The sequence below is a fragment of the Salinicoccus albus DSM 19776 genome (assembly GCF_000385175.1).
Classification (GTDB): Bacteria; Bacillota; Bacilli; order Staphylococcales; family Salinicoccaceae; genus Salinicoccus; species Salinicoccus albus.
On sequence record NZ_ARQJ01000033.1, the window covers coordinates 225352 to 243555 of the forward strand.

Consider the following 18204-nt stretch of genomic DNA (forward strand, 5'->3'; position numbering starts at 1 on the left):
TTTAATATTATCACAGGTCTTACCCCATGTACATACCGCCATTGACATGAATCGTCTGGCCTGTGATATAGTCCGCGGCATCTGAAGCAAGAAACTTCACGGTCTCCGAAACATTCTTCGACGCACCGAAAAAGTTAAGCGGAATCTGCGAAAGCATCTGAGCCTTAATGTCCTCAGACAGTTCATCCGTCATGTCACTTTTAATAAATCCCGGTGCCACTGCATTCACAGTAATCCCTTTCGGTGCCAGTTCTCTGGCAACAGATTTGGTAATGCCGTCGACCCCTGCTTTTGAAGCAACATAATTGGTCTGCCCAGCGTTTCCCAATGAACCGACGATGCTGGAGATATTGATGATCCTGCCGCCCTTTTGCTTGATCATCGGGCGGGTGACATTCTGTATGACATTGAATGTCCCCTTAAGATTCACATCAATGACCTGATCCCATTCGGACTCTTTCATACGCATCAGCAGGTTGTCCCTGTTAACACCGGCGTTATTGACAACCAGATCAATCGACCCATGCGTGTCTGTGATATGGCGGATCATTGCTTTAACATCATCGAAATTTTGCACATGGCACTGATATGCTTCTGCCTGTCCGCCATTATCGATGATTTCATGTACCACCGCTTCCGCCTTATCTTTAGAGCCTGAATAGTTCACAATGACAGTGTACTCATTGCCAAGTGAAAGTGCAATCGCTCTGCCAATTCCTCTGGAAGCACCCGTTACCAATGCAATTTTACTCATCATTAAACTCCTTTACCTGTTCCATAGTGTCGATGTTTGATGTTGCAATCGAGCGGTCGATTTTCCTTACCAGCCCCGACAATACTTTCTTCGGACCGACTTCTACAGCGTTTTCCGCCCCCATTTCACCCGCTGTCTGGACACATTCAAAAAACCTCACCGGCTTTGTAATCTGTTCAATAAGCTGCGATTTGATTACATCAGGATCCGTCTCGGGCTTGGCTGAAACGTTTTGAATGACAGGAATCCTGGGTGATTTGAATTCAATACCTTCTATGAAACGAGCAAAATCCGCTTTGGCGCCTTCCATCAGATGGGAGTGGAATGCGCCGGAAACGTTAAGCGGCATCACACGCCTGGCGCCCGCTTCTTTGGCTTTTTCGGCAAACTGGTCCATCAATGCTGCATCGCCGGACACTACTGTCTGATCGGATGTATTCAAATTTGCAGGCTGAACAGCCAGACCGTTCCCTGAAAGGGAATCACACAATGCTTTCAGCTCTGAATACTCCATGCCGATGACCGCAGCCATACCGCCGCCTGTGGATTGAGCCATCAATTCCCCGCGCCTGCTGACAATCCGGGTGCCGTCATTTATGTCAAGCACGCCAGCATGCACCAGTGCCGGCAGCTCTCCCAGGCTGTGTCCGAGAACGATGTCCCCTTCAATGCCTGTGGCTGCAATAACAGCTAAACTGTGTGCAAAAAGTGCGGGCTGGGTATACTGTGTGTCATTTAAACGTTCGTCCGCTTCAAACATGATGGACTTCAGGTCAAAATCCACATTCATGAATATTTCATCAAGCACCGTTTTCCCTTCTGAAGAAGCCTCATAAATATCTTTTGCCATTTCGTTGTACTGTGCGCCCTGGCCAGGGAAGAGTATTAATCGTTTCATGAGCTCTCCTCAATTCTTTCTTTGATTTTATTGACTGTATCTGATTCCGCCATCCGCTTAGCCTGTCTCAGCGCGGAGACCATCGCTACGGAGTCGCTTGAGCCGTGTGCTTTCAGCACGTTGCCGTTAAGACCAAGCAGTGGTGCACCGCCGTACTGACGGTAATCCAGCAAATCTTTGACGGATTTAAAGTCATTTTTCAGCGCCATTGCCGCCAGTTTATTCTTAGTGTTTTTAAGGAAGACATCCTGGATTTCACCCATCAATGCAGAAGCTGTCCCCTCAATCGTCTTTAAAATGACGTTGCCGGTAAACCCGTCGGCAACAGCGACATCAACTTTTCCTGAAAGGATATCCCTCGTTTCGAAGTTTCCTGTAAAATTCATGCCGCTTTCATTTAACAGCTGATAGGCTTCTTTCGTCAGCTCACTGCCCTTATTTTTCTCGCTGCCATTGTTCACCAGCCCGATCGACGGGTTGTCACGGCCGTCAATATCGCGCATGTAGATGTCAGCCATCATGGCGAACTGCGCCAGATGTTCGGGTTTGTTGTCTGCGTTCGCCCCCATATCCAGGAGCATCATGCCCGCCCCGTCGACCGAAGGCAGAAGTGTGCCGATCGCTGGTCTTTCTATGCCTTTGATCCGGCCGACGACAAACAACCCCGCACTCATCAGCGCGCCGGTATTGCCGGCAGACAGACAGGCTGCCGCTTCGCCGTCCTTCACCGCTTCAGCCGTCCGCACCAGTGAACTGTCCTTTTTGCGTCTGACGGACCGTACCGGATCATCCTCCGATTCGATCTTTTCTGTGACTTCAATGAATTCTATGCGAGGATGCTGTCCTGTATATGAACCCTTAGTCCCGAACACTTTCACTTCCAGTGATGCATCTTCTTCAACAGCCTTTAAAACACCTGTTTCAATCTCCTCTGGCGCATTGTCCCCGCCCATTAGATCCACAGCAATTTTAACCATTTTTTTCACCTTCATTATCTTCATCTCTGTAATACATTTCAAACACCCCTTTAAAGACCAGCCTTTGCTCTACGGTGGATTCCATAGAAATCACAGCAGTATTGCCGTCCATCTGCTCTACAGACGCTTTGGAAACCACCTTATCACCAAGTTTCGCCGGTCTGACGAATTCGATATCCGCAGCTTTTGTCAATGCGAGCGGTTCATCAATGACGGCCACACACAAAGAATTTGCCTGTGCAAATAAATAATGCCCCCGAGCAATTCTGTTCTTTTGGAAGACATGACCTTCTTCAACTATAAATAATGAAAGTGCATGACTATTCAATTCGATATCAATAATTTCACCGATGACTTCCTGGAGAGAAAGACTTCTGATCTTTTCCGTTTCCTCACGGGCAACATGCTTGATCCTTTCCCGCAGTTCCGGGATGTTAAGTTCGAGCCTGTCCAGACGGATCGTCTGAATACTTACTGCAAACATTTCCGACAACCGTTCATCCGTTAGAAAAGGGTCTGAAGATACGCTCTCAACAAGCAGTTCCTGGCGTTCTTTTTTCTTATATCTAGCCATAGGACACCCTCATTTAGTAGTTGGTACTAGCATCAGTATATATAACTGTTATTTCGATTTCAAATAAAATTATTAAAGCGTAAACAAAAAACTGCACTCTGTTTTCAAAGTGCAGCAGAAATGCGGATTTTATACTATAGTTGCTTGTACGATGAGGCGTTTTTCAAACAATAATGTATCCGGATTATAATCTTCACACGTGATCAGTGTCAGCTGCTGGGGGTCCCCTTCACTCTGGTTCATGACTTCGGTCTGGGACGGATTCACTTCAAAGATGTCTGAAATTTCATATACTTTCGTTCCGCCATTCGTCTGCATTTCAACCCGATCACCAATTTCAGCCTGATCCAGATGATTGAATCGGATGCCCGCACCTTCCACTTTGTGGCCGGCAATCGGGATATTCTGCATATCCAGATTGTCAGCGTCATTGACGAGGGAGATCCCGTTCTTCAGCTTCTCCTCTGTAACAGGTCCCGAAAACAACGGTTCGTTGATATTCGCAGCATCGATATTCAATACACCGATCATTCCGCCGCCAAAATCAGGGGGGCTGCTTTTGTCACTCCCTGAAGCATTATTCGTTGATTCCACTGAGGTTTCCGATGATGCTGTGCCTGTACCGATATTCATCGGTTCAATGCCCGTAATCATTGTTTCAACCGGATTGACATCCACGGATGTATCTCCATCCTGATAGGCTTCTATCAACCTCGTGTTAACTCTGTCTGTAAAATGCTCGCGAATATCCTGCCAGAAAAACAGAACAGCTGCCGACAAAATCATCAGAAGTCCCGCTGCCCTTAAAATCATTCTCATTTTTCATGCCCTCCATTTCTCAATTGGATAATTCGAAAGCACTCATCCTCGCATGTTCGAGCATTCTGTAATCTTCGCTCAGATCCGCCAGTTTAAATTGCGGCAGTCCGCTCTGTCTCACGCCGAAGTAATCACCGGGCCCCCGCATTTCAAGATCTTGTTCGCTGAGTTCAAAGCCATCGGTCACTTTTGTCATAATATCAATTCTTTGTTTGGCATTGTCGGTTTTCGGATCACTGACCAGGATACAGGTACTCTGCAGCCCGCTCCTGCCGACACGCCCGCGCAGCTGATGCAGAGTGGACAGACCGAATCTTTCTGCGTTAAATATTACCATAAAAGTGGCATTGGGTACATTGATACCGACTTCAATCACTGTCGTCGATACTAAGATCGGTTTTTCCAGACGTTCGAACCGGCCCATCCCTGCCTCTTTTTCAGATGGCTTCATGCGGCCGTGGACCAGTTCCACTTTCTCCTCCCCAAAATAGTCGATGAACATTCCATGGATCTCCTGGACATTTTTCAGATCAAGCGTCTCTGACTCTTCTATTAATGGGGCAACTATGTATGAACTGCGCCCTTGCTGTACTTCATCAGCCACCTGCCCCAGCACTTCATTTACCTCATCTTCCTTCTTCCAATAAGTCAGTACCGGTTTCCTGCCTTTTGGCATCTCCCGGATGATGGATACATCCATGTCTCCGAAAGTAGTGATGGATAACGTTCTCGGAATCGGGGTGGCTGTCATATAAAGCACATTCTTTCTATAGGCTTTATCATTTAATTTTCTGCGGTGCCCAACACCAAAACGGTGCTGTTCATCAGTGATGATCAGGGAGAGCTTGTCGAACAGAACATCTGCTTCAATCAATGCATGTGTTCCTATGATCAGATCGATTTCTCCATTTGCGAGCGATGCCGCGATTTCCAATTTCTGCTTCTTCGTTGTGTTCCCTGTAAGTTTTCTGATATTCAACAGACCGCCGAATGTTTCTGTAAACGACTGATAATGCTGGTTGGCCAGCACTTCTGTCGGAACCATCAGCGCTGTCTGCTCTCCGATTGTTTTCACTGAAAATGCGGCGATTCCTGCCACGATTGTCTTTCCACTCCCGACATCCCCCTGCAGCAGCCGATGCATCGATACATTTTGCTTCAGATCCCTGCATATTTCGTTGGCGCTTTTTTTCTGATCATCCGTCAGTTCGAAAGGGAGTGTAGAGATAAAAGACTTCAAACGGGCGGCATCATAATCGATGACATACCGTTCGTTTCTGACACGTTCTTTGTTGCGTCGCTCAAGCAGCTGCAGCTGGAAAGTGTAAAGCTCATAGAACTTTATCGTCCTTCTCGCTTCATTTATGTCATGCTGACTGGCGGGGAAATGGATCAGACGCACTGCTTCCCTCAGGGAAAGCAGCTTATATTTATGCCGGACTGCCTCCGGCAGATCATAGTTGAATGAATAGGTGTTGAATACTTCAGCGACAATTTTGTTGAATGTTTTCGAATGCATCACCCTGCCCATTGCATATTTCAGACGAAAACCGCCGGCAGACTCATAAATCAGACGCTGTCCGTTTATCTCCAGTTTATGTCTGTGAAACTTACCGGAAAGCCTGACTGTTGAACCCACTGGCAGCTTGTCCTTCAGATAGGGCTGATTAAAGAAGATGACTTTGACATGCATACCATCTATTTCCATAAAAACGGTGAGCCGATTTTTCCCGCCTCTGAAATAGGCAAGTGCCGGCGCTGTCCTGACAGTACCAGACACAGTCACTTTATCATTATTTTCTGCCTCAGCCAGATTCATGACACTCAGGTTCTCATAGCTGTCCGGCAGATGGAAAATGATATCATTGACATTGTCAATGCCGATGGACTTCAGCTTCTCCGCCACTTTCGGACCGACGCCTTTCAGCGTCTCAATCGGCTTGGCCGGGATGATCGCTTCATACATCACAGCCATTATTGTTCACCGAACAGCTCTTGTTTCAGGCGTTCGCCTGTAGGTGTCGCGGCAAGTCCGCCGCGCCCTGTTTCACGTAGGGCGGATGGCATTGTCAAACCAATCTTGTACATGGCTTCCAACACTTCATCCGCCGGTATTCTGGATTCAATGCCGGCCAGCGCCATGTCAGTTGCTGTCAATGAATTGCTCGCCCCCGCAGCATTTCTTTTCACACACGGGACTTCAACCAGTCCGGCCACCGGGTCACAGACCAATCCAAGCATGTTTTTCAGTGCAATAGCAAAACCGTGGCCGCTTTCACGCGGCGTGCCACCGGCCATTTCAACCAGCGCTGCTGCTGCCATGGCACTCGCACTGCCGATTTCAGCCTGGCAGCCGCCTGCTGCACCCGAGATACTGGCATTATTTGCCACGACAAAACCGAAAGCGCCTGAGGTGAATAGAAACCTGACCATATCTTCTCTTTTGACGTCATGTTTTCGTTTCATCGCAAATAGGACTCCCGGCACCACCCCTGCTGAACCGGCGGTAGGTGTCGCACAGATTTTGCCCATGGCAGCATTCACTTCATTCGTACTGACGGCATGTGCAATTGCATAAAGCGTCAGGTCACCGCTTAATCCTTTGCCGCTGTCGATATACTTTTGCATTTTTACAGCATCCATGCCGGTCAGGCCTGTCGTGCTGGTTACACCGGCTATGCCTTCATCCACAGCAGATTCCATGGTTGCCAGGTTTTTTTCCATATCTCTGTAAACTTCATCGTAAGATCTGCCGGTTACTTCCATTTCCTGGGTGATCATCACGTCCGCAATGGACTTCTGTTCCTGCTCCGCTTTTTCTATTAATTGGGAAATACTGTTGAACATTCGATCTCCTCCTAGCTTTCTTTCATTTCTATAACTCTGTTTACACCATCCGCTTCGCGCACTTCCTGTACTGTACGCCGATCAATGGTTTCGTCCAGTTCGATGGTCATCAGGGCGACATCCCCTTTTTCCTTGCGGGACACATTCATCTGGCTGACGTTGATTTCATTGTCTCCCAGAATAGTGGTGACGCGGGCGATAGTTCCGAACGTATCTCTATGAAAAACCAGCAATGCGGGATAATTCCCGGAGATATTGATCTGGTAATCATTCACACTGACCAGTTCAATTTTGCCGCCGCCGATGGATATACCTTCAATCGTCAGCTGCTCCTCCCCTTTTACCAAGTGGAGAAGTGCCGTATTGGGGTGGGACCGTTCCGCTTCCATCTCAATGAACTGGAACTGCAAACCAGCTTTCTTTGCCTCGTCTTCAGCTGTCATTATGCGGTCATCATCCGTATCGTAACCAAGCAGACCGGCGATTAACGCGATGTCTGTGCCATGTCCCCTATAGGTGTCTTTAAAAGAACCATACAGATAAATATCCGCATGTGCAGGCTGACCGCCGAACAGACTGCGGGCTAAAAGACCAATTCTCGCTGCGCCGGCAGTGTGGGAAGACGAAGGCCCCACCATCACCGGTCCGATGATATCAAATACACTTTTATATTTCATAAAATTACCCTCCTCGACTGATGATAATAAAACCACACCGATGGATATCGATGTGGTTATATATGCCTACTCTACAGATAGCAGATAACTATACACAGGCTGCCCACCATCGTGTATTTCAAATTCTACTTCATCATACTCTTTTTCTACAGCGCCAACAATACGCTCCACTTCCTCATGGCTGCCCTCATCACCGATAAGCACAGTCACGATTTCGGAATCTTCATCAAGCATAGATTCGAGCAGGGCGCCTAGAACTGTTTCACGGGAGTCGTCTGCCGCTGTAATGTTACCGCCGTCAATTCCCATATACTGGTCTTTTTTGATCTCCATGCCGTCAATCGTCGTATCTCTGATGGCATAAGTCACCTGACCGGTTTTTACATATTCGAGCGCTTCGGACATTGACTCCTGATTCTCTCCCAGTGCTGCATCCGGAGAAAAAGCCAGCAGTGCGGAGAGGCCTTCTGGTATCGACTGTGTCGGCACGACGGCCGCAGGGATATCAAGCATCTTTTCAGCCTGCTCTGCTGCCATTATAATATTTTTATTGTTAGGGAGGATGATGACATTTTTAACATCCTCCCCTTCAATAATGCTAAGTATATCTTCTGTTGAAGGATTCATCGTCTGACCGCCGTTGATGACATGTGTCGCACCAATGCTTTGAAACAGTTTATCGATACCGGCACCCGAAGAAACCGTGATCACTGCCATATCATATGTTTTCTTTTCCATTGGCTTTTGGCCGGTATCATTCTTATCCTGTATCTCCCTGAACTGCTCACGCATGTTTTCTATCTTCATCCTGATGAGCTCACCGTATGTTGCACCGTAGGTCATTGCTTCGCCCGGCGTCTCTGTGTGCACATGCACCTTGGCCATTTCTTCGTCTGAAATGACCAGCAGTGAATCACCAAAACCGCTCATATCTTCCCTGAATACCTCTTCATCAAAGTCCTTTTTGCCTTCTTCAAACCTGACCATGAATTCGGTACAGAAACCGTACTGAATATCTTCTACTGTCATAAATTCATCGAAGTGGTGTTCATCGCTGACAAATTTTTCAGTATCGACGGATTCTGCTGTTTTAAGCGTTTCACCTTTAAGCGCTGTGATAAACCCTTCATAGACATAAATCAGCCCCTGACCGCCGGAGTCGACCACACCAACTTCCTTGAGCACTGGCAGCAGATCGGGTGTGCGCGACAGCGAGGCTTTGGCTTCTTCGATCACACTTTCCATCAGTCCAATAAGGGAAGCGTCGGTATCTGCGGCTTCCTCTGCTTTAGCTGAAGCATCTTTTGCGACAGTCAGAATGGTGCCTTCCACTGGTTTCATAACCGCTTTATATGCTGTATTTACACCGGCTTTCATCGCTTCTGCAAATTCCGCAGCATCTATTTCCGCGCGCTCCTCGACAGCTTTTGAAAAGCCTCTGAACAGCTGTGACAATATGACACCTGAATTCCCCCGCGCGCCCATCAGGAGGCCTTTAGAAAAATGTCTGCCAACCGTACCGATATGGTCATCGCTCTTATCTTCCACTTCGCTGGCACCCGACGTCATGGATAAGTTCATATTGGTACCTGTATCACCATCAGGGACAGGGAATACATTTAATGAATCCACATATTCGGCATGCTGCCGGAGATTTTCGGCACCGCACAGAATCATATTTTTAAACATTTCGCCATCTATCTTATTCATTACTAATGCAAATCCTCCCTGCTCAATCCGCTGAATTGATGATTCTCACACCTTGGACATAAATATTAACCGCATTAATATTTAGTCCAAGTGTGCTTTCAAGTTTATATTTAACAGTTGTCTGGACATTTTGGGCTACTTCTGAAATTTTTATGCCGTAGCCCACGATAATGTACAGATCCACATCCAAATTTCCATCGTCATTTTCAACAATGACACCACGGGCATAGTTCTCTTTGCCAAGCAGTTCGGCAAAGCCGTCACGCACCTGATGTTTAGATGCCATACCTACAACGCCGTAACTTTCCACTACAGCATTTCCTGCAATGTTTGCAATCACATCGATCGCGATATCAATGCTGCCGAATTCATTTTTTATTTCCAATGTCATAACTTCCCCTCCCTGACATATCATTTCATTATAATCAGATATACTCTATAAATACAAGTTAAATATTCACGTTATGTATAATATTTATTAATAAAAATCATTTGTCAGCTTTTATAATACTCATATCATTATAGTTTATCTGAACGATTATTGAAAACAATTTTAAAACAGGAGGATCGGTGGTAAAGAAATAATAACATCCGGCTGACTGGGTGGCATCAAGCACAATTCATGAATAAGAGAGACAATATGATAAAATATAAGAAAAGAGCGACCGTCTATACGGCACGTCTCAATTCCGCCCAGGGCGAAAGGAGATGATCTTAAATGCAAGGCATCAATGTACAGGAATATGAAGAGCATGAAATTCTCGATACAGAGACGCATTATCTGAACATTTTCGAAACAGGCCAAACCAGCGTCAGCCTCACATCCTTCGGCGCAGGGTTCATCGATATTACAAAAGTCATCATGCTCGATAAGAATTCAGATGAGATTACCGTCTACTATGTAGAAAAGAATAATATCAGAGGTATACCGTATGACCCGGAAGCGTTTGATGCAGAGTCAATCTGGGAACGGTTTTCATCAGAGATCGACCGCAATCCGGATACGCTCATAGAACGGACCATTTTTGCCAAGAAGGGCGCAGCTAAAGAATTTTCCAGGGAGGAATATGGCATCGACCATCCTTTCAACTTTTCAGAAGTATTCTTCAACAGCACTTTCTACAGGGAAAATACGGGCGATTGACCAGACTCCGGGCATGCTCAGTGTCCGCTCAATATAATCCGGTAGACAGATAAAAATAAATCGTGTATTATATTAGAGTATGCTAAGAAAAACTATTAAGCATTATGGAACTTTATAAAAGGAGATGAAAATATGTCAAAAATATGCTATGTAACCGGCCGTAAAGCTGCATCCGGCAATAACCGTTCACATGCGATGAACGCCAACAAAAGAAAGTTCGGCGCCAACCTTCAAAAGGTAAAAATCATGGTTGACGGCAAACCAAAAAAAGTCTGGGTTTCTGCCCGTGCACTTAAATCCGGTAAAGTACAGCGTGTATAACACATTATAAAATCCATTCGGCTGAAGCCGAATGGATTTTTTATACTTTCGGATTTTAGAAGAAATTCATTATATAAATGATGAACATGCCTGTGAAAATGGCCGGTATCATATTCCCTACTCTCATTCTGGTGATGTTCAGCATATTCATCGCAATTGCGAGCAGAATGACACCGCCGGTCGCTGAGACCTGATGTATCATCTGGTCAAGTACGCGTTCAGGGATGAACGATGCAATCTGCTGTGCGGATAAAATGATGCCGGATTCATATAGGAATGTCGGCACGCCGGAGATGATCACCCCGAGGCCGTATGTGGTCGTCATGACAATCGCGATGAAAAAGTCCATAGTCGCTTTCGTATATAGAACTTCGTTTGAACCCTGCAGTCCGGCATCCAATCCCCCGACAATGGCCATTGCACTGACGATAAACACGAGGGTGCCTGAAACAAACCCCTGGGACAGATTGCCTGAATGTCTATCGCCAAGCTTATACTCCATCCAGTGGCCGAGGCGGTTGAGCATTTCTTCCAGCTTGATCACTTCACCAATGACCACACCGATAATGAGACTGAGCAGGGTGACGATGATATTGTCTGCACTCACGACCATCTGGATGCCCAGCGTCATAATCACCAGTGCCTGGATTTTCATAATTGAATCCTTGATATGTTCAGGTATGAATGTAAATATCAAGCCCAGTGCCCCGCCGACAACTATGGCCAGGCCGTTGGCTATTGCACCCGATAAAAACATCCGGCCACCTCCTCTGGTATGCTAGTCTTTTGATTGTATCATAAGAATATCATGGCTGGTGGCAACTTCACCGGAATCTTCTATAAATTCGTTGCTGATTGTCAGGGTAGTACCAAACTCAAGGGGCTCATCGGCCAAATCATATAAAAAGCCGGCCAAGGAAAGTTCAGTCTGGTCATTGAGCGGCACGAACGATACATATTTCATACCGGACTGCCTGGATACTGTATGGTTACCCGAAGGCAGCAGTCTAATAACATTCTGATGATCCAGTATTTTAATCTTCACCTTTTTCAACGCTTCATGCATCAACAGATGAACATTGGCAAGGGTATGATCCATCCTGCCGCCGGTCGCGCCATACACATGGATCGAATCATATCCTTTGGCAACCAGGTCGGTGAGACAGAGGGCGAGATCCGTATCATCCTTTTCCTTAGGTACTGGATTGATGTCCAGCTGCTCCTTAATATACCTTCTTTCAAATTCGGTAATCGAATCAAAATCTCCGAATGTATACGCAGGGGTAATCCCTGCTTTTAAAAGCAAAAAAACACCATGATCGACACCTGCCCACCGTTCGTTTTCAGTTTCCCTGAATACCGGCTCAAGTTTCTCAGGCATCTCCCTGACCAGGACATTGATATGCATGATCTTCACCCTTTCATTTCCAGAATGGCCTGCCGGGGATTCACTGACTGGAACAGATAGGAACCGCTGACAAACAAATCCGCGCCCCTGCGCCTGCAAATCGCTGCAGTTTCATGGTCAATGCCGCCGTCCACTTCAATATCAAAGTCAAAACGGCCGCTGCTGCGCATATCATTCAACTCGCCGATCTTGTCCGCGCACGAGCCGATGAACGACTGACCGCCAAAACCGGGGTTAACTGTCATGATCAGGACAAAATCAATCTCGGGCAACAGATGTTTAATACTTTGGACCGGTGTATGAGGGTTAAGGGCAATACCGGCTCTCATCCCGTTTTTCTGAATCAACTGCATCACACGGTGCGGATGCTGGGTCGCTTCAATATGGAACGACACCATATCCACCTCCATTTCCTTAAATTCGGGGATGAACTGCTCCGGCTGATTCGTCATCAGATGAACATCAACCGGAATTGATGCATGTTCCGAGATCGCTTTGACTACAGGCAGGCCGAATGAAATATTCGGCACGAATTGTCCATCCATGATATCCAGGTGGAAAATATCAGCCCCTGCCGTTTCCATGTCTTCTATCTCTTGGCCCAATCTCGTAAAATCACTTGCCAAAAGTGATGGCAGAATCTTAACCATATTTCAGTACCTCTCTTTCCTGTTTTCTATTTCCTGATAGATTGCAAGGTAGCTGTCATACCGGCTCCGGGGGAGCTCACCATGCTCTACAGCAGATTTGACCCTGCACTTCGGTTCATTTTTATGGAGGCACTCCCTGAACTTGCAATGTTCACTAAACTTATTGAAATCCGGGAAGCAGAATTTAATATTATACTGATCAATCGCTCTGAAATCGATCGTGCTGAAACCTGGCGTATCAGCAATCATGCCGCCGCCCACCTTCACCAGTTCAACATGTCTCGTCGTGTGTTTCCCCCGATTGAGAGCATTGGATATCTCACCTGTATCCAGTTTCAGCCCCGGTACAAGCGTATTGAGCAGGGTGGATTTGCCTACGCCCGACTGGCCGGCGAGCACGCTGATCCTACCTTGAAATATTCCCGCCAGATCTGTGTTGATATCATCCCGATCCGTAAAATGGATCGGATAGATATTTTCATACACTGACTGTATTTCTTTTTGGATGGCGATTTCAGAGAGATCGGACTTTGTTATGACCACCACGGGATTCATATCATGCGCTTCACTGTAGGCCAAAAATCGGTCCAGCAAGTAATAACTGAACTCCGGTGACCGCATGCTCATCGTAATTAATATTTGATCGATGTTGGCCACCTGTGGCCTTTTCAGGGAATTTTTTCTCACGTCAATTTCAGTGATAAAGCCACCGGTTTCATTTTCCACCTGAAAATAGACAATATCTCCCACAAGCGGTGATTCCGCCGTTTTTCTGAATTTGCCGCGTGCGCGTGTTTCATAGACAAACCCTTCGTGCTCAACGTAATAAAATCCGCTTAATGCTTTAACAATCCTGCCTTTTAGCATACCTCACCCCGTTATCAGTTTCCCTTTATTATAACAGTTTCCATGATTATGATAAAATGGGTCCAGAAACCAGACTAGGAGGAATGACTAAATGGCGGAAACAATTGATGCAGGTTCAGTGAACGATGTTTTGAGAGCGGATGGTAATGTCCTCATCGATGTGAGGGAAACCCCCGAATTACAGGAAACCGGCTTCATACCGGGAGCTCTCCACTATCCGATGTCCAGCTTCGAAAGTACAATTCCGAGCCTGGACAAGGATAAGACATACTATGTGATATGCAGATCGGGCAGACGCAGTGAAAAAGTACAACACCATCTGCTCGAAGATGGCTTCGACGCAGTGAACGTTTTAGGCGGTATGGAGGCTTATGAAGGCCCCGTCAACCACCTCTGATGACAATGGATTAATTGCAGGAATATAAAAACCATCAGCAAATGCTGATGGTTTTTATATTAGTTACGATCTACATTTTCACTTACATTTTCGATCACAAACCCGCTCTTTATATATCCCGGGATGCTGTTCAGATCTACAGTCAGATCCTGTTGTGGAACATCATACGAAATCCTGTCAGCAAAGTACTTCATCGTTTCTTCCATGATGATGATCGTCATCCACTCGCCTGCACAGCGGTGGTTGGTATAATAGTCCCCGCCGCCTTGCGGAATCAGATCGAAAGGACTGCCGTCCCACTCTTTAAAACGTTCCGGATAGAATTCATTGGCATTTTCAAATACATCATCACGATGCATCGTACCATAAATGTCGATGACCATCATCGTATCCTTTTCGATGGCGTGACCGTCAAATTCGATATCCGTTTTAGCTTTACCCGGAAGAAATGGAACGAACGGATAATATCTTCTCACTTCCTGAGAGAACATATATGCATAATCGTCATCAGATTTGATCTTTTCTTTAGAAATTGGATGCTCATGCATGGCCAGCAGGCCAAATGACACGAAACGGTTGATTGCGATAAGCGGCCGGAAAGTGTTCATCAGATCGATGGCGCAAAGCCTTGAGTCCATCGGGTTGCCTTTATAGTCTTCCCAGTGGGCAAACTCATAAAGCGCGGTACCTTCCGGCGGAAAGATTTTCCCTTTGCGTGTCTGGATAATCTGGTCTTCCAGCCAGTCCTCTACCCGGCGGCGTGCATCCTTTGATTTCTTATATCCCTTAAATGCGGTACCGAGTCCACGGAAAGAATCAATCATGATATCCATATCCGTGGCTATTTCTTCAACTTTCTCTTCCGGCGCCTGCACGCCTGCCCATTTGGTTCCTACTTTGGTCAGCAGGATAATGGACTCTCTGTAGATGTTGATCTGATCCATCTGTTCCATTCTGTGTGTGTTCATATACCAGTGGTTGCGTGTAAGCTCTCTGAGGTGTTTCAAATTCCCTTCTGTCATGAGCGACATGAAAAGTGCTTTTCTGTCGATGTGCTGTTTGCCGGTAGTCGTATGGATGGCACCTTTGCCAAACAGCGTATTTACAAGACGTTTCGGCAAAGTGCCTGCACGTTCAATCTTGTCATTGTCGTAGAATAGTTCCGCCGCTCTTTTACCACTGATTACCAAGGCGCGTTTTCCACCCAGCACCCTTGTTTCAAAAATGTTGTCAGAACCCAGTCGCTGTCTCTGATTTTCCGTATAGAGATAGCCCTGCTTCATCACTTTCAAGGTATTGTCGAGACCTGTGTCCCTTTTAATAGTGCTCATACGTTCTCCTCCAATTTCAGTCTTCCTTAATCATTATATATAATCAACTGCCTGAATGCCAACAATTACTGACTGCCTATCTCTTCCTCCATCTCCGTGTCACCATTGATGTCCACACGGTAGGCGGCTGTTTCGCCCTCGGGGATAGTCATATTGATAGTATACTCACGCTCTTCAGTCATTTCAAACGTGTCATACACTTCACTGATATCATTATCCCCATCTTCTACAAATATTTCAACACTCTGCGGCTCCGGTTCTTCCTCCGATTGTTCTTCCGATGATCCCTCTGCTCCGGTACTTTCTTCAGAAGATCCGCTGTCACTGCCTTCATTCAAATAAGGGATTGTTATATCCTGTACATACTGCGTCTCCCCTTCTCCCTGTCCGAGTGAAACAACCATCTGTATCGTCGATCCCGGCAGGAAATCCCCATAGTTCGGACTCTGGCTGATAATATCACCCTCAGGGACTTCCCCGGAGTATAATTCATTTGTCACTTCAACTTGAAAGCCCTGGCTTTCAAGTTCACTCTTCGCAGTATCATAGGACTCGCCGGTATAATCCGTCATTTCAATCGGTTTTGTCCCTTGAGAGACGACAAGATCCAGTGTCTCCTCTTCGGGATGGATTTCTGAAGCAGGGTCTATGGACTGGGAGAGGATTTCTCCTTCATCACTGTTATCATCATACTGCTCTTCGATGTTAACTGCATTAAATCCGATGTTTTCAATCGCTGACCGTACACTCTCATAGCTGTTGCCTGTAAAATTTTCCATTGTATAAGGCTCTTCCCCCAGACTGACAGTGAAATCAATCTCCGCACCTTCCTCCACTTCGGCACCTGAATCAGGGGAAGTCTCAATGACCTGTCCTTCTTCCAGATCTTCATTATATTCTTCGGTCACTTCACCCTGTGTGAGTTCGTGTTCAGCCAGCACATCTTCCGCCTCCATCATCGTCATTTCGTCAAACTCGGGCAGCGTGACTGAGGACTCATCAAAAAGACCGGACTGTGCCAGCACTCCGCCTGCCCCAAGCAGCAGAAAAAGCGGAATCAGCCAAAGCAGAAATCTGCGTTTCCTTGTTACTTTTTCAACCGCGGGCGCCTGGATACCTTCTGCAGTTTCACTCTCTTTTGCCTCTGCCGGTGCCGTATACGGCTGGCCGGCGGAGACCATCGTCTCAGTACTATCTGCTGCCGCCCGGGTGTAGGGTTCGTGATGAGCCTTGTAACCCCCAAGGTCACGTAATATATCGTCGGTGTGCCGGTACCTGTTATACATATCCTTTTCTGTACATTTCAATATGATGTTGATGAGGCCCTGCGGCAGCTCCCGATATCCCTTTACGTCCGGCAAGGGTTCTGAAATATGTTTCAGGGCGACTGACACCGGTGTTTCCCCTTCAAAAGGCAGCTGACCGGTCAGCAGTTCAAACAGTACGATGCCGAATGAATAGATGTCCGTGCGCTCATCTGTCTGATGTCCCTTGCCCTGTTCAGGCGAAATGTACTGCACTGAGCCCATCACCTGATTGGTTTCTGTCAAGCGCGTTTCACTGAGTGCCTTAGCAATGCCAAAATCAGTGATTTTTACGTTTCTTTTATTATCCAGCAAAATATTCTGCGGTTTTATGTCCCTGTGTATGATACCGGCGCGATGCGCATGATTTATCCCCCTCAGTATCATTCCCGCGAGGCGTACTGCCTCATCGAGCGGAACTGGGTGATTTTGCTGGATATATTCTTTTAAAGTCAGTCCGTGTACCATTTCTGTAACCAATAGATGGTATTCTTCTGATTCATCTACATCCAACACATTAACAATGTTTGGATGTGACAGCTGAATGGTGCTTTCCACTTCTCTTTGGAACCGTGCTTTTGATTTATCACGATTATTCTGATCAACCTTTATCAGTTTTACTACCACTTCACGATCGAGAATGATATCACGAGCTAAATAGACGGAGCTCATGCCACCGCCTAAATATTTTTCAATTTTATAGCGTTCTGATACCACTCGTCCTATCAATCATCTCCACAACCTTTCAGATCCGCCAAAACAAGGCTGATGTTATCCGTAGAACCATTGGACTCAGCACGTTTTATCAGCCGGTCAGCTGTATCTGAAAGGTCTGTGCCCTCTTTATGGATAATGGTATGCATCTCGTCTGTCCTGACTTCATCAGTCTGGCCATCAGAAGCGAGGAGCAGGTAATCATACTGCCTGTTCCTTAACCGGAATACATCGGCCTGTATCAACCGTTCTGTCCCCATCGCTTTAGTAATGATATTTTTTTGCGGGTGCCTCCCCGCTTCATCAGATGTAATCTCGCCAGCGTCCACCAGCATGTTCACAAACGAATGATCCTTGGTCACCTGCTCGATGGATCTCGTGTTCATCACATACGCTCTGGAATCGCCGACATTCAAAATGATGATCGTCTCATCTATAAACGCGGCAAGGACAAGTGTGGTCCCCATCCCTTCGTATTCAGGATGGCTGTCCTGGTAATCGTACAGTTCCCGGTTGATCCTTATGACCAGATTGCGCAGGTATTGTTCACATGTACTGACGTCAAGCAGATTCTCAGAGGTCCAGGCTTCCCCCATCTTATCGCACACAAACCGGCTGGCAACATCGCCATGCGAATGTCCGCCCATACCGTCCGTGACAAGTAACAGAAGTTGGCCGGTGCCGTTATGAAAAATACCGGTCGCATCTTCATTCGTCTCTCTGAAGTTTCCACGAATACTTTTCTCAACTACGTCCAAAGATTATTCCCCCGTCTCACGTTTTGATTCATTTGCGCTCAGCTGGCTGCAGGC

General features: G+C 46.6%; 20 protein-coding genes. 3 read left to right on the forward strand and 17 right to left on the reverse strand.

Going from position 1 to position 18204, the window contains the following annotated elements; all coding sequences use genetic code 11:
- Nucleotides 1-19 precede the first annotated feature (19 nt).
- The 10 genes from fabG to G343_RS0113480 form a co-directional block, all read right to left on the reverse strand.
- The gene (fabG, locus tag G343_RS0113435) at nucleotides 20-754 is read right to left on the reverse strand and encodes a 3-oxoacyl-[acyl-carrier-protein] reductase (protein WP_020008680.1); all 735 of its coding nucleotides are present in this window, start codon (nucleotides 752-754) and stop codon (nucleotides 20-22) included.
- The gene (gene fabD, locus G343_RS0113440; RefSeq protein ID WP_020008681.1) at nucleotides 747-1652 is read right to left on the reverse strand and encodes an ACP S-malonyltransferase; all 906 of its coding nucleotides are present in this window, start codon (nucleotides 1650-1652) and stop codon (nucleotides 747-749) included. Before fabD ends, fabG begins: the two co-directional genes overlap by 8 nt.
- Nucleotides 1649-2629 (reverse strand): phosphate acyltransferase PlsX, encoded by a 981-nt coding sequence (plsX, locus tag G343_RS0113445; protein WP_026366410.1) that lies wholly within the window; start codon nucleotides 2627-2629, stop codon nucleotides 1649-1651. Before plsX ends, fabD begins: the two co-directional genes overlap by 4 nt.
- Nucleotides 2622-3203, reverse strand: coding sequence for a transcription factor FapR (gene fapR, locus G343_RS0113450; protein WP_020008683.1), 582 nt, complete (start codon nucleotides 3201-3203; stop codon nucleotides 2622-2624). Before fapR ends, plsX begins: the two co-directional genes overlap by 8 nt.
- A gap of 129 nt (nucleotides 3204-3332) precedes the next feature.
- Nucleotides 3333-4022, reverse strand: coding sequence for a sortase (locus G343_RS0113455; RefSeq protein ID WP_020008684.1), 690 nt, complete (start codon nucleotides 4020-4022; stop codon nucleotides 3333-3335).
- A 19-nt stretch (nucleotides 4023-4041) separates the two neighbouring features.
- Nucleotides 4042-5997 (reverse strand): ATP-dependent DNA helicase RecG, encoded by a 1956-nt coding sequence (gene recG, locus G343_RS14725; protein ID WP_020008685.1) that lies wholly within the window; start codon nucleotides 5995-5997, stop codon nucleotides 4042-4044.
- The gene (gene sdaAA / locus G343_RS0113465) at nucleotides 5997-6869 is read right to left on the reverse strand and encodes an L-serine ammonia-lyase, iron-sulfur-dependent, subunit alpha (RefSeq protein WP_020008686.1); all 873 of its coding nucleotides are present in this window, start codon (nucleotides 6867-6869) and stop codon (nucleotides 5997-5999) included. Before sdaAA ends, recG begins: the two co-directional genes overlap by 1 nt.
- Nucleotides 6870-6880: 11 nt before the next feature.
- Nucleotides 6881-7546, reverse strand: coding sequence for an L-serine ammonia-lyase, iron-sulfur-dependent subunit beta (gene sdaAB / locus G343_RS0113470; protein ID WP_020008687.1), 666 nt, complete (start codon nucleotides 7544-7546; stop codon nucleotides 6881-6883).
- Between the two features lie 66 nt (nucleotides 7547-7612).
- Entirely contained in the window at nucleotides 7613-9256 is a 1644-nt protein-coding gene (locus tag G343_RS0113475) for a DAK2 domain-containing protein (protein ID WP_020008688.1), read from the reverse strand.
- Between the two features lie 22 nt (nucleotides 9257-9278).
- Nucleotides 9279-9647: an Asp23/Gls24 family envelope stress response protein gene (locus tag G343_RS0113480; protein ID WP_020008689.1), complete on the reverse strand. Its 369-nt coding sequence runs from the start codon at nucleotides 9645-9647 to the stop codon at nucleotides 9279-9281.
- Between the two features lie 327 nt (nucleotides 9648-9974).
- On the opposite strand from G343_RS0113480, the gene G343_RS0113485 reads away from it, so the two are divergent.
- Together G343_RS0113485 and rpmB are read left to right on the forward strand one after the other, a co-directional pair.
- Entirely contained in the window at nucleotides 9975-10400 is a 426-nt protein-coding gene (locus G343_RS0113485) for a hypothetical protein (RefSeq protein WP_020008690.1), read from the forward strand.
- 132 nt (nucleotides 10401-10532) lie between these two features.
- Nucleotides 10533-10721 carry a 50S ribosomal protein L28 gene (gene rpmB / locus G343_RS0113490; protein WP_020008691.1) on the forward strand — a complete coding sequence of 63 codons (189 nt, stop codon included), beginning with the start codon at nucleotides 10533-10535 and terminating at the stop codon, nucleotides 10719-10721.
- Nucleotides 10722-10776: 55 nt separating this feature from the next.
- Here the strand turns inward: rpmB and G343_RS0113495 are convergent, their stop codons facing one another.
- From G343_RS0113495 to rsgA, 4 genes are read right to left on the reverse strand one after another with little or no spacing between them, the layout of a single operon-like run.
- Nucleotides 10777-11478, reverse strand: a complete 702-nt coding sequence (locus G343_RS0113495) for a DUF554 domain-containing protein (RefSeq protein ID WP_020008692.1) — start codon at nucleotides 11476-11478, stop codon at nucleotides 10777-10779.
- A gap of 21 nt (nucleotides 11479-11499) precedes the next feature.
- Nucleotides 11500-12129: a thiamine diphosphokinase gene (locus G343_RS0113500; RefSeq protein ID WP_020008693.1), complete on the reverse strand. Its 630-nt coding sequence runs from the start codon at nucleotides 12127-12129 to the stop codon at nucleotides 11500-11502.
- Nucleotides 12130-12134: 5 nt separating this feature from the next.
- Nucleotides 12135-12779: a ribulose-phosphate 3-epimerase gene (gene rpe, locus G343_RS0113505; RefSeq protein ID WP_020008694.1), complete on the reverse strand. Its 645-nt coding sequence runs from the start codon at nucleotides 12777-12779 to the stop codon at nucleotides 12135-12137.
- 3 nt (nucleotides 12780-12782) lie between these two features.
- A complete protein-coding gene (gene rsgA / locus G343_RS0113510) occupies nucleotides 12783-13646 on the reverse strand; it encodes a ribosome small subunit-dependent GTPase A (RefSeq protein ID WP_020008695.1) in 864 nt (287 codons plus the stop codon).
- A 91-nt stretch (nucleotides 13647-13737) separates the two neighbouring features.
- On the opposite strand from rsgA, the gene G343_RS0113515 reads away from it, so the two are divergent.
- Nucleotides 13738-14043 (forward strand): rhodanese-like domain-containing protein, encoded by a 306-nt coding sequence (locus G343_RS0113515; RefSeq protein ID WP_020008696.1) that lies wholly within the window; start codon nucleotides 13738-13740, stop codon nucleotides 14041-14043.
- Between the two features lie 59 nt (nucleotides 14044-14102).
- Here G343_RS0113515 and G343_RS0113520 read toward each other — a convergent pair whose 3' ends face one another.
- From G343_RS0113520 to G343_RS0113530, 3 genes are all read right to left on the reverse strand, one after another.
- Nucleotides 14103-15374: a cytochrome P450 gene (locus G343_RS0113520; RefSeq protein ID WP_020008697.1), complete on the reverse strand. Its 1272-nt coding sequence runs from the start codon at nucleotides 15372-15374 to the stop codon at nucleotides 14103-14105.
- Between the two features lie 65 nt (nucleotides 15375-15439).
- Nucleotides 15440-17407 (reverse strand): Stk1 family PASTA domain-containing Ser/Thr kinase, encoded by a 1968-nt coding sequence (gene pknB, locus G343_RS0113525; RefSeq protein WP_033426630.1) that lies wholly within the window; start codon nucleotides 17405-17407, stop codon nucleotides 15440-15442.
- Nucleotides 17404-18150: a Stp1/IreP family PP2C-type Ser/Thr phosphatase gene (locus G343_RS0113530; RefSeq protein WP_020008699.1), complete on the reverse strand. Its 747-nt coding sequence runs from the start codon at nucleotides 18148-18150 to the stop codon at nucleotides 17404-17406. The genes pknB and G343_RS0113530 overlap by 4 nt, the downstream gene beginning before the upstream one ends.
- Nucleotides 18151-18204: the final 54 nt, after the last annotated feature.

Bases quoted from the DNA above. Each gene is read 5' to 3' on its own strand.
- fabG (WP_020008680.1), bottom strand. From the start codon at position 754: ATGAGTAAAATTGCATTGGTAACGGGTGCTTCCAGAGGAATTGGCAGA.
- fabD (WP_020008681.1), bottom strand. From the start codon at position 1,652: ATGAAACGATTAATACTCTTCCCTGGCCAGGGCGCACAGTACAACGAA.
- plsX (WP_026366410.1), bottom strand. From the start codon at position 2,629: ATGGTTAAAATTGCTGTGGATCTAATGGGCGGGGACAATGCGCCAGAG.
- fapR (WP_020008683.1), bottom strand. From the start codon at position 3,203: ATGGCTAGATATAAGAAAAAAGAACGCCAGGAACTGCTTGTTGAGAGC.
- G343_RS0113455 (WP_020008684.1), bottom strand. From the start codon at position 4,022: ATGAGAATGATTTTAAGGGCAGCGGGACTTCTGATGATTTTGTCGGCA.
- recG (WP_020008685.1), bottom strand. From the start codon at position 5,997: ATGGCTGTGATGTATGAAGCGATCATCCCGGCCAAGCCGATTGAGACG.
- sdaAA (WP_020008686.1), bottom strand. From the start codon at position 6,869: ATGTTCAACAGTATTTCCCAATTAATAGAAAAAGCGGAGCAGGAACAG.
- sdaAB (WP_020008687.1), bottom strand. From the start codon at position 7,546: ATGAAATATAAAAGTGTATTTGATATCATCGGACCGGTGATGGTGGGG.
- G343_RS0113475 (WP_020008688.1), bottom strand. From the start codon at position 9,256: ATGAATAAGATAGATGGCGAAATGTTTAAAAATATGATTCTGTGCGGT.
- G343_RS0113480 (WP_020008689.1), bottom strand. From the start codon at position 9,647: ATGACATTGGAAATAAAAAATGAATTCGGCAGCATTGATATCGCGATC.
- G343_RS0113485 (WP_020008690.1), top strand. From the start codon at position 9,975: ATGCAAGGCATCAATGTACAGGAATATGAAGAGCATGAAATTCTCGAT.
- rpmB (WP_020008691.1), top strand. From the start codon at position 10,533: ATGTCAAAAATATGCTATGTAACCGGCCGTAAAGCTGCATCCGGCAAT.
- G343_RS0113495 (WP_020008692.1), bottom strand. From the start codon at position 11,478: ATGTTTTTATCGGGTGCAATAGCCAACGGCCTGGCCATAGTTGTCGGC.
- G343_RS0113500 (WP_020008693.1), bottom strand. From the start codon at position 12,129: ATGCATATCAATGTCCTGGTCAGGGAGATGCCTGAGAAACTTGAGCCG.
- rpe (WP_020008694.1), bottom strand. From the start codon at position 12,779: ATGGTTAAGATTCTGCCATCACTTTTGGCAAGTGATTTTACGAGATTG.
- rsgA (WP_020008695.1), bottom strand. From the start codon at position 13,646: ATGCTAAAAGGCAGGATTGTTAAAGCATTAAGCGGATTTTATTACGTT.
- G343_RS0113515 (WP_020008696.1), top strand. From the start codon at position 13,738: ATGGCGGAAACAATTGATGCAGGTTCAGTGAACGATGTTTTGAGAGCG.
- G343_RS0113520 (WP_020008697.1), bottom strand. From the start codon at position 15,374: ATGAGCACTATTAAAAGGGACACAGGTCTCGACAATACCTTGAAAGTG.